This is a genomic window from Pricia sp. (assembly GCF_041745955.1).
In the GTDB taxonomy this organism is placed as follows: Bacteria; Bacteroidota; Bacteroidia; order Flavobacteriales; family Flavobacteriaceae; genus Pricia.
In genome coordinates this window covers 1-10,792 of sequence record NZ_JBGTHY010000088.1, presented here as the reverse complement: position 1 = coordinate 10,792, position 10,792 = coordinate 1, and the positions used below count along the sequence as shown (strand labels likewise).

Below are 10,792 nucleotides of genomic sequence, written 5' to 3'. Positions count from 1 at the left end.
TTCGGTATTGATGCCCTGACGATATTTATATTCGCTAAAGTTGACGGTCATCTTCCCTTTGTGCGGCATTTCGGCAGCAGAACCGCCATCGGTCAAAGGGTTTCCGGCACCTTCGCCGACTACGGATACCGCAGAGGCCATCATGAAGTTTTCACCGTCCTGTTTATATTTCGGGTCGTCTAAAACAGCATAGACCCGTTTTTCGATATCTTTGGTAATCTCGTTGGTCTTTTCTATGGATGTACCTTCCGGATATTCGACGTACACATAGATTTCGTTGGGCTTATTGTCCGGAAAGAACTCTATTTTGGTCCTTCCACTGCCTACCGATGCCCCGAAAAGCATAAAAATACCGATCAATAAAAGGAAGGTAATCCCAAAATACCAATACACGTTTCCGCCCCGCAAGGCATGCTTCAACCGGCGTTCGTACCAATTCTCGAAACGGGACATCGTCTTTTTCTGGAAGCGCTCTGCTGCACCCTTGATCGCATATTTGTAGACCCAGAACATGATGGCGGTAAGGATCATTACCGATCCCAAGCCTCGAAAGGCGCCTCCAAAAATCAAGATCAGTACCCCTATGCTGCCCAGAATGGCACTCATTCGGATAAGTTGCTTTAATGTCAGTTCTTTCTCATCGGTACTCATAAACTGGGAGACCAGCATATAGTTCATAAAGATGGCCACGAACAGTGATGAGCCCAATACGACCGACAGTGTAATCGGGAAAAAGATCATGAACTGACCGAAGATGCCGGGCCAAAGTCCTAAGGGAACGAAAGCTGCCACTGTTGTTGCGGTGGAAATAATTATCGGATATGCAATTTCTCCAATACCCTTTTTGGCCGCTTCGATCCTGGGCATGCCCTCGGCCATCAGTCTATAGACGTTCTCTACGACCACGATACCGTTATCGACTAGCATACCCAGCCCCATGATCATTCCGAAAAGGATCATCGTGTTCAGCGTATAGCCCAACCATGAAAGAATGACGAACGACATGAACATCGACATGGGTATGGCAAAGCCCACAAAAAGGGCATTGCGGAAACCGAGGAAGAACATCAGTACGGTAACCACGAGAATGATACCGAAAATGATATTGTTCACCAGGTCGTCAACTTGGTTCAGGGTGCGCGTCGACGAGTCGTTGGCAATTGAAATATGCAGATCGGGCGGAAAATAGTCGGCTTGTTCTTTCTTGATTATCTCCTTGATTTGATCGGCCGCGGATATGGCATTTTGACCTGCCCGCTTTTTCACGTCGAGCATCACCACGTTTTCACCGAATTCACGGGCGTAGGTAGTCTTATCTTGCTCTTCGAAAGTTACTTTGGCGATATCCTTTAGATAAACCGCCCCATCTTCAGACTTGACAACGAAATTGTTCAGTTGCTGTGGATCTTCGATTTCCCCGAGAATACGGATAGTGCGTCGTTGTCCGCTAGTTTTGAGATTCCCGGCAGACATGGTCATGTTACCGTTACCGATGGCGTTCAGTACATCCTGGAAACTGACCTTGGCGGCCATCATCTGATAGATATCCACCGCTACTTCCACCTCTTTGTCTTGGGCGCCCCGGATATCCGCCTGCTTGATTTCGGGAAGGTCTTCGATCTCATCTTGCATGTATTCGGCGAATTCCTTGAGTTTCTCGACAGGGTAGTCGCCCGTAAAATTGATATTCATGATCGGGACTTCTTCCGAAAAATTCAGGTCGAACACGTCGGGCTCTACTTTGGCGCCGTTGAAAAGAGGCCAGTCCTCACTTGCTTTTTCGCTATCGACCTCATCTTTAACCTCTTGTTTGGCCTGATCGACCGTAATTTCCTCATCGAATTCAACGATGATTATCGCGTAATCTTCTTGAGAGGTAGACGTAACTTCGACGACGTTGCTTACGTTCTTGAGCCGATCTTCTAAAGGGTCGGTGATCAGCTTTTCGATATCCTCGGCAGTGTTACCGGGGTAGGGGGTGCTGACGTAGATTTTGGTCTCCACGATTTCAGGAAAATCCTCGCGGGGCATGGCCTGATAGGCCGAAAAGCCCAACCACAGAAACAGGCCGATCATCACGTAGATGACCGAGGGGTTGTCGATGGCCCATGACGATAGGCTGAATTCCTTATCGGCGTTCTTTTTTACTTTGCTCATGCTGAAAAGTTTATGGGTGTATAGGTTTGTGAGTTTATAAACTTAACTCTTGATTTTTACCCTTTGTCCGTCCTTGACCGTTCTCGCACCTTCTTTGATGACATGGCTCCCATTTGCGATGCCGGTCAGTACCTCGATTTGACCGCTTTGGGTCTTTCCGGTAGTTATGATGGATTTTTTCGCTACCGCCTCGTTATCCGAATTCGGGGCTTCCGCTATATAGATGTACTGTTCACCGTCAGCATTCTCGGAGATGATGCTCGAAGGAATAAGAATGGCCTCTTCGCTAGTGTAATCGTTCAGGTTCACCTTGGCGGTTAGGTTGGGTTTGATATTTCCCTTTTTGTTCGGAACCGGAATTTCTACGCTGAAAGAGCGGTTTGATGGCTTGATAAAATTGCCCGTTTCCCTGATTATAGTGGTAATGCTATCGCCCAATATGGGAAAATATACCATAGCCTCCTTGCCCTTGGTCACATCGCCCAAATAGGTTTCGGGTACGTCGACCTCGATATACATATCGGATAGGTTGACGATTCGAAACACCTCCGAACCGGGACCTGGGGAAACCACCGTGCCCTGGTCTTTTATCACATCATCGATGATACCGGAAAATGGTGCCCTGATCGTAGACTTTCCTAATTGGCTCGACGCTTGATCTACTGAATTCTGAGACGCTTCATAGTTGCTTTTTGCGGAAAGGAAATCGATTTCGGAACCTATTTTCTGGTCCCAAAGCCTTTTTCTACGCTCATAAGTAGTCTTTGCCAGTTCGGCCTGCGTTTTCAACTGCGCCAGTTGGCTGCTCATGCCACCATCGTCGATTACGGCAAGTGTTTGGCCTTTTCTCACCTGATCGCCCTCTTTAACGTATACCCGCTGCAAGGTGCCTGCCATCTCAGGATAGACCAAAACGTTCTGTTTGGTTTTCACGTCGCCCTGTAGCTCTAAAAAATGATCGAACTTTTGGAATTCCGCTGTAATCGTGTTGACCAAGGGCAGTTTTTCTTCCCCTGATTTCAGGGCAATAGCGGAATCCAGCTTTCTAATATTGGCCTCGATCTGTTCCTGCTGGTCCGAAATTTCCGACTTTTTGGTCCGGAGCGTCTCTAGATTTCCTTGCGCGATCAGCTCATCGACCGATTGCTCTTTTCCGCCACAAGCGGAGAGGGCGATTGTTGCAGTTATTAGGTAAAGTATTTTCTTCATTGGTGAAAAATTTATTAGTTGATATGTGTACTGGCATTTGCGTCATTGGGAGCTTGACGGCCATCCAGACTTACTCTTCATTCAAAATAACCTCCAAACCGGTCTTCTTGTTAATCACTTCTACCATCGACTGCAGATAGCCTTGCTGGGCGTCGTACAATTGGGTCTGCGCTTGCCGGAGGTCGAAACTCGTGGCGATACCCTCAAAATATTTGATCTGGTTCTTTTCTTCTATCCGTTCTGCCAGTGTTAGGTTTTGCTTTGCGGTTTCATATTCTTCGATGGCCAGAATATATTCGCTTTTCGATTGGTCCAGCTGCAATCGTATCTGCTCTTCGGCCTCGGTCAGTTGCGTTTTTGCCTTTTCGAGGGCAATTTTGGCCCTTGCAGTAGAGGCGCTTCGGCCCAAAGAGCTGAAAATTGGGATGCTGAGATCGAAGCCCAACACCGACGAATCGAACCACTGTTGGTCGCTACTGAAAAAGTTAAAGTCATCGGCAAAGGCGGAGCTACCGTAATTTATAAAGGCGTTCAACGTTGGCAAGGCCCTGCTTTTGGCCTGTTTCCATTCGTAAAAACGTTGTTGGTTCAGGTTCAGTGCCAATTTGTAATCGATATTGTTTTCCATATTTAGCTCGGTTTCCATTAGACCGAGGTCAATCTGCTTTTGGGCGAGTACATCTAGATTTTCTTCAAGTTTGGTCGGGGCATCGATGGCTATGCCCATCATCAAATTGAGCATTTGCAGGGTGATATCCTGTAAACGGACGGCATTTTTCAATTGGTTCTCTACAGATGATTTGGTTATCTGTAATTGATCGACGCTTTCTTCGTCGCCCAATCCGTTTTCAAATATCATTCGGGTCTCGTAAAGATTCTTGTCCAGCGTTTCAAGGTTTTTTTCAAATATTGACACACTCTCCTGTGCCAGAAGCACATTCCCATAGGCTTCCGTTACCGATTTGCGGATGTCGAGCCGGGTTTTTTCTCTAGTATTGGCACTGTAGCTCAAAAAAGCCTTGGTGGCCTGTACGCCCACGATATACGTACCGTCGAAGAGCTTTTGGCGTAAGGTCGCCGTAGCGGTGGCCTGATGCTGTTGTCCGAATATAACCGGAATAAAAGTACCTGGCTCTCCGCCAGCAATTTCTCCGGGAATCAAGGAAACGGGCTGTTTCAATTGGTTCTGATAGCTGACATCGCCCGTAATTTGGGGCAGCCCCGTGGCTATGACCTCCCATTTCTGCTTTTGGGCGTCGATGATATCGCGGTCGGCATTGATCGCACTGTAATTATTTTCGAGCGCAAAGGCAATGGCCTCTTCCAAGGTAAAACTGTAGGTCTGTAGCGTGTCTTGCGAATATCCTAAGGTCAAAGTGAACAAGGACAAAAATGTTAAAAAATAGGTTCGCATTTATTCGTGGTTTGAGTTGATGATGGAATTTAATATGTTTCTTCCTTTTGGGGTGACGATGCCCCGAAGGTGATATTCCAGATATCCGTCCATAAGCGAGGCAACCGGAAATTTGTGCATCGGAAAAAGTTTTTGGTTCTTGATACTTGTGACCCCGGAAAAATAAATACGTGAAATAAAATCGATCTGGATGTTTTCGCGGTAGATGCCCAAATCTATGCCTCTTTCCAAATTTTCTTCGATACATTCCTGCATTAATTCGAATTGGTTGGAGTGCATGGTATCATATATTTTTGGGTAATACTTCTGCAATTGATGTTGGGGAGAGGACTTTTCGTTCTTAAGGTGTAGCATTACGAATTTCTTGATTTCATAAAGCTCCTCGATCGGATTTTTATGTAATCCCCGAATCTGTTCTATGCCAGTGGAAATGGTACAAAAAAGATTGGATGTGGTCTCCTCCACCAGTTTGGTCTTGTTTCTAAAATGCGTGTATATGGTTTTTTTGGAAATCCCCATTTCATTGGCCAAATCGTCCATAGTTACACTTTTGAACCCTAAGTCCAAAAACAATTCTGTCGCCTTCTCTAAAATCTTTTTTTTCATAAATCGGAATGCAAATATAAATAAGGAAACTATAAAAACTAAAAAAGTTTCCAAAGTTTTACAATTTCTTAACACTGCCTTGTGATGGATGCCATTGTTCCAATTTCACGTATTTTTACAAAAAATCGTTTGAATGCATTCCATCGACTTCTACCTCACCGCTTTTATTTCTTATTTGGAAGAAAAGACCGAGGCCAAGGAACCGCGTAACCTTTACGAGCCCATGACCTATATTTTGGACCTAGGTGGGAAGCGCTTGAGGCCCGTACTCACTTTGATGGCCACGGAAATTTTTGATGGGGATCACAAACAGGCCCTAGATGCGGCGCTCGCCATCGAGGTCTTTCATAATTTTTCGTTGGTACATGATGATATTATGGATGCGGCACCTTTGCGACGCGGCCAAATGACCGTTCATGAGAAATGGGACGTAAATACTGGAATTTTATCCGGGGATGCCATGCTGATCACCGCCTATCAACTGTTCGAAAATTATGATGCAAAAAAGTTCCGTAGCCTGGCCCAATTATTCAGCGCCACCGCGCTGCAAGTCTGTGAAGGCCAGCAATACGATATCGATTTCGGGAATAGGGACGATGTGACCCTTCCCGAATACTTGAAAATGATCGAGTTCAAGACGGCAGTATTGGTAGCTGCCGCCTTAAAAATGGGAGGTATCATTGCGAACGCCTCCCAGCAAGACCAGAACAAGATTTATGATTTCGGACTCTACCTCGGCACCGCCTTTCAACTGCAAGACGATTACCTCGATGCTTTCGGTAACCCAAAAACCTTCGGAAAACAGGTGGGGGGCGATATTATCGAGAACAAAAAGACGGTACTATACCTGAACGTTCTAGAAAATGGAACGGTTGTGCAAAAAAAGGAGCTGCTCGACATGTATTCGATCCAGCCCAAAGACCCATCGACAAAAGTAGAGACCATAAAGGGGATATTTTTGGAAAGCGGGGCGGCGGAAAGTACCCGAACGGCCATTACGGAGTATACCGGGAAGGCGTTCGATGTTTTAGATGGGATGTTAATTTCGAAGGATAAAAAAGAGGTATTAAGGACTTTTGGGGAGCAGTTGATGGGGCGGGAGGTGTGAAGTTTTGCATTTTCCCTTATTTATTCTTCACCGGGTCCTGCCGGGTATCGAACACCCTGACGATATAAAGTTTAGTTTTGCCTTCGCGATAGGTGATTTTGCAATGACTTTGAATCAATTTGCGATAGTTTCGCTTCAAATGCGAAAAAGCATCGTCCTTTTCTCCAATTTTTTTAAAGTCATAATGTGGATTTTCTAGGATTTTCATCCCTAAAAATCCGTCTCAGCAAGGCCTTGATGAAAGGTAGTTTCGGGCATCCCAAAACGTAATTCAAATCCTCTAAAAATGAAGTCTCCTCATCCAAGAATTTAAAGATCAATTGCGGATCGCGGTTCTTGAACAGGGTTTCGAAGACATAATGGCCTTTGTCATTATTTTCGGCCAATACATCCAAAAACAACAAATCATAATACCAAAAACGGTTCTTGTAGCTCAACTGATCTAAGGGATTACCGGTTTTGAGATATTCCACGAGCACAGGCACTTTTTTCGAGCTGCTCATAAAGGTATAGCCCGTACTGGGTTTGGCCCATCCGCCTGCGGTGCCGATGTAGCGGATGTTATGGGTATGATGCTCGCTGAAATCATAACAGGTCATGGGGATGCTTCCCTGTTCGGTATCCACAATCTCAAAATTGTCGCAGCCGATGTCGTTATTCAAATAATCGCGTAGCACTTTTTCATATTCCTCTTTAGGAAGCAGGTCTTTGGAGAACAAGGTGTATTCTACCAAAGCTTCCGTTTTAGAGAACGGCAGTACGTACATGAACCGGGTATGGCCTTTTTGTGGGATGGAAAAATCCATATATGTAGCTTGGTCTGCATTGAAAACAGGAAGCCCTGTTTTTACCCTCCAACCCACAAAATGCTGTTGCAAGACAGGATATTTCTTTTGATGGGTCGCCATTTTATAATCGAATATGCTGTTGAAGACTTTCAACGCGCTGTATTGGTTTTTATCCGTGGAAACGAGAACCCGGTTTCCATAGTCCACCACCTCCGAAACGCCTTCTTTTCGGAAGCTAATGTTGGGATAAGCTTTCAACCGCTTCAAATACGCTTTGTAAAAATCGATGCCCATGATCATTTTATAGCTGTAGGGCGCAGTCTTGAAACGTTTCGAGAATTCCTTTCCCCCGAAATAGATATGGTTCCAAGTTTTGGAAACGATGTCATCGAATTGGCCTTCGCCCTCTTCCCAAAAGCACCAGGTACGGTCATTGGTGTCCTTGGAAGCCTTGTCTAGAAGTAAAATCCCCTTGTTCGAAAAAAAGGTGTCTTTTCCGAGCGCATCCGCCAACATCAGTCCGGAAGCGCCTGCCCCGATGATAATGTAATCGTATTGTTCCATCCATTTTTTTGCTGGCCGCAAGATAATCAAGATTAATGGTCAAACACTCTATTAATTTTTTAGAACACTCTAAATATTTTTTTTGCTGAATATTAATTTATATTTTTACTTTCTTAAAATTATGGTATGACTCCCTCCGAAGAAAATTATTTAAAGGCGATTTACCATTTGGGCAAGGGCACCGGGGAATTGGTGTCTACCAACGCGATTGCCGAACAAATGCGGACGAAGCCTTCGTCCGTAACCGATATGATGAAAAAACTTTCGGATAAAAACTTGGTCGCATACCGAAGGTATCAGGGAGTCTCCCTGACGGATTCGGGGAAGATTTCGGCCTTGTCAATACTCCGTAAACATCGGTTGTGGGAAGTCTTTTTGGTAGAAAAACTCGATTTTGCCTGGAACGAGGTACACGAGGTCGCCGAACAGTTGGAGCATATTAAGAGCGAACAACTTATCGATAAGTTAGACCAACACCTGGGCTTTCCAAAAGTTGATCCGCACGGCGACCCTATCCCATCAAAGAATGGCGAATTCAAGAAATTCGTTAAAAAATTGTTGGACGAGGTTGCAGTGGGTACCGAAGGCGTCTGTATCGGGGTAAAAGATTCTTCCGTCGCTTTCCTGAATTTTTTGGACAAAAACCATATCGCACTGGGAGACAAGATCCAGGTCTTGGATAAAGAGGAATTCGACGGTTCCCTGCATTTAAAGGTCAGGGATAGGCGCATACATATATCCAGCCAAATTGCCGGTAACCTATACATAGAAATACAATGAAAGAAAAACCTAAAAAGAGCATGAAGCTGATATTTGTGATGCTGTATTTCGGATGTACGGCCACGATTATCGCCCAAGGGGATGCCGATAGCAGTCCGCCGTTGGTAACCGATAGGCCCGATGCCACAGAGGCTTCGTCGGTAGTGCCGAAAGGGACTTTACAGGTCGAAACCGGCGGATTTTACGAGGCTTTTGAGGAGAACGGACTAAAATTCGAACGTTCGGTCTATAATACGGCCTTGCTGCGGTACGGCCTGCTCGACAATTTTGAATTGCGTTTGGGATGGAACCTCGAGGAACAGCGGATCAAGAACAATGGGGCGCTGGTCGGGGACGTGCGCAACGGACTTTCCCCCTTGTTGTTCGGCATGAAGGTGGCCATCGCGGAGGAGAAAAACGGTTTTCCGGAAATCGCCCTCATCGGACATCTTTTTCTGCCGTTTACCGCGAGCAGGGATTTCAGGCCGGAGACCACCGGGGCCGATTTTCGGTTTTCTTTGAGCCATACCTTAAGCGAAAAGTCGTCCTTGGGCTATAATGTGGGCGCCCAATGGGGCGACGACAGTCCCGAGATCGCCTATATCTATACCTTGGCCTATGGCTACAGCATAACCGACCGGTTCGGATTTTTTGTGGAAGTCTACGGCGATTTTCCCGAAGACTCCAAGGCCAACCATTTATGGGATGCCGGCCTGACCTACCTCCTACGCCCGAACATACAATTGGACGTTTCCGGTGGCACTAGTTTTACGGCCGGGCAGGATGTGCTGCTAAGTGCCGGGGTCAGTTTTAGGATACCGGATTAAGTAAAACCTTCTCTAGGGGAACAAAGCGGTCTCCAAATATTGGGCTTCTTGTCTTTGAACCTGTAGCTGTTGAAGATTAGTAATTATTGGTCATATATTTTTTTTGATATTCAACCAATAATCATGGTTCCAAATCCTCAAGACACCAAAACATCTCTTTTTTTGACTACGGCAACCTCCGGTTTTGGAAGAAGAACCTCCATAGCCCTCCGTATTAGGTCAATATTTCCGAACAGTACGTCGTTCTTGGTTATTTTATGCAACACGTCGGGTACGATGCCCAGGTCTTCGATCGGATCGTCGTTTTTACGTAAGATACGCCGCACGGCAACACTCAGATCGGCACCTTTGGGCAGAGGTTTTAGCGGATTGGTCTCGGGTTCCGTATCATCGAATAGGTTCCTTAGGATTTCATGGCTCCACACATTGGCGCCCCCCGCCCCTGTATTGGCATGCGTACCGATGATCTTGCCCAGCCCATGGTCTTGAAATCCGGCCGCGAACATATCCGCGGCACTGTAGCAGAGGGCATCGGTTATAAGCACTTTGGGTTTTGAAAATAGAGTTCGAAGATTGTTCCTGTCCTCGATTTTTGTGATCGGGTAACTGCGGGAATACCGGTCTCCGGTAACCCGTGATAGATCGATGGAACGGGTCCAATCGGACAGGTCGATGATGGTGTTGTCCTTACCATATTTTTCGCAGAGCCGAAGCGTAAGTGCCGAATTGATGAACTGTGCCCTTAGTAGTGCGATATGTTTCCCTGTTAAATGCGCTAACAATAGCTCGCTCGCCGTAATGAGTCCGCCGCCGTTGCCTCGGATATCCAAGATAAGCCCGCTGAGAGCTTCCGTTTGCAGCTGTTGCAGTATTTCCTTGAAGTCGGCCACAAAGTTGTCGGCGTTGGCTGCGGCAAAACTATAGATACGGATGTAGCCGAAAGCGGGGTCGCTATCCGGTTTTTTCACCGTTTTCCCCTTCATTAGGTCGGGATAACGGCTGGGTCTTGTCCAAAGGCTTTTTTTGGGCAGCTTTCCCTTTATGAATACGCCGCCGTAGAGGGTGGCCTTTAAACCATTGACCGATAAGGTGTCGTAGTCAAAACCATAGGACATTCGGGTCGCGTTTATGTCTTGCTTGTCCAGTTCAAAGTGCGGCGGATGGTGCGATACCAGCCATTCGAATTCCATCTCCAGATGTTGTCCGGTACTCGGATCACGGCAATCCAATCGCACCTTATGGCCATCCGGCGGACTCGTAGTGCCCAGCGAACGGATCGTAAGGGTGTCGAGCCCTCGGGCTATTTGTGCCTCGTTGTTGCTGCCCGATTGGTTTTTCGAATTGAGCGCAATGGCCTTTT

General features: G+C 46.3%; 9 protein-coding genes. 3 read left to right on the top strand and 6 right to left on the bottom strand.

Annotated features, from left to right (window positions below; all coding sequences use genetic code 11):
* The 4 genes from ACEW8S_RS02985 to ACEW8S_RS02970 all read right to left on the bottom strand — a co-directional run.
* Window positions 1-2,157, bottom strand: a 2,157-nt coding sequence (locus ACEW8S_RS02985) for an efflux RND transporter permease subunit (protein ID WP_373516702.1), incomplete at its 3' end; no start/stop codon positions are given.
* Window positions 2,158-2,199: 42 nt separating this feature from the next.
* Complete coding sequence (locus ACEW8S_RS02980) at window positions 2,200-3,366, bottom strand: efflux RND transporter periplasmic adaptor subunit (RefSeq protein WP_373516701.1); 1,167 nt, start codon at window positions 3,364-3,366, stop codon at window positions 2,200-2,202.
* A gap of 70 nt (window positions 3,367-3,436) precedes the next feature.
* A complete protein-coding gene (locus ACEW8S_RS02975; RefSeq protein ID WP_373516700.1) occupies window positions 3,437-4,780 on the bottom strand; it encodes a TolC family protein in 1,344 nt (447 codons plus the stop codon).
* Window positions 4,781-5,386 (bottom strand): TetR/AcrR family transcriptional regulator, encoded by a 606-nt coding sequence (locus tag ACEW8S_RS02970; protein ID WP_373516699.1) that lies wholly within the window; start codon window positions 5,384-5,386, stop codon window positions 4,781-4,783.
* Between the two features lie 133 nt (window positions 5,387-5,519).
* Between ACEW8S_RS02970 and ACEW8S_RS02965 the strand changes: the two genes are divergently transcribed.
* Complete coding sequence (locus ACEW8S_RS02965) at window positions 5,520-6,494, top strand: polyprenyl synthetase family protein (protein ID WP_373516698.1); 975 nt, start codon at window positions 5,520-5,522, stop codon at window positions 6,492-6,494.
* 179 nt (window positions 6,495-6,673) lie between these two features.
* Here ACEW8S_RS02965 and ACEW8S_RS02960 read toward each other — a convergent pair whose 3' ends face one another.
* On the bottom strand, window positions 6,674-7,867 hold the full coding sequence (locus ACEW8S_RS02960; protein WP_373516697.1) for a lycopene cyclase family protein: 1,194 nt from the start codon (window positions 7,865-7,867) through the stop codon (window positions 6,674-6,676).
* A 105-nt stretch (window positions 7,868-7,972) separates the two neighbouring features.
* Here ACEW8S_RS02960 and ACEW8S_RS02955 point away from each other — a divergent pair, with 105 nt between their 5' ends.
* Window positions 7,973-8,626 (top strand): metal-dependent transcriptional regulator, encoded by a 654-nt coding sequence (locus tag ACEW8S_RS02955; protein ID WP_373516696.1) that lies wholly within the window; start codon window positions 7,973-7,975, stop codon window positions 8,624-8,626.
* A gap of 20 nt (window positions 8,627-8,646) precedes the next feature.
* On the top strand, window positions 8,647-9,432 hold the full coding sequence (locus ACEW8S_RS02950) for a transporter (RefSeq protein ID WP_373516695.1): 786 nt from the start codon (window positions 8,647-8,649) through the stop codon (window positions 9,430-9,432).
* Between the two features lie 137 nt (window positions 9,433-9,569).
* Here the strand turns inward: ACEW8S_RS02950 and ACEW8S_RS02945 are convergent.
* Window positions 9,570-10,792: S41 family peptidase (locus tag ACEW8S_RS02945; protein WP_373516694.1), on the bottom strand; the 1,223-nt coding region annotated here is incomplete at its 5' end.

Coding starts and splice junctions, on each gene's coding strand:
- ACEW8S_RS02970 (WP_373516699.1), bottom strand. CDS start 5,386: ATGAAAAAAAAGATTTTAGAGAAGGCGACAGAATTGTTTTTGGACTTA.
- ACEW8S_RS02955 (WP_373516696.1), top strand. CDS start 7,973: ATGACTCCCTCCGAAGAAAATTATTTAAAGGCGATTTACCATTTGGGC.
- ACEW8S_RS02975 (WP_373516700.1), bottom strand. CDS start 4,780: ATGCGAACCTATTTTTTAACATTTTTGTCCTTGTTCACTTTGACCTTA.
- ACEW8S_RS02950 (WP_373516695.1), top strand. CDS start 8,647: ATGAAGCTGATATTTGTGATGCTGTATTTCGGATGTACGGCCACGATT.
- ACEW8S_RS02965 (WP_373516698.1), top strand. CDS start 5,520: ATGCATTCCATCGACTTCTACCTCACCGCTTTTATTTCTTATTTGGAA.
- ACEW8S_RS02980 (WP_373516701.1), bottom strand. CDS start 3,366: ATGAAGAAAATACTTTACCTAATAACTGCAACAATCGCCCTCTCCGCT.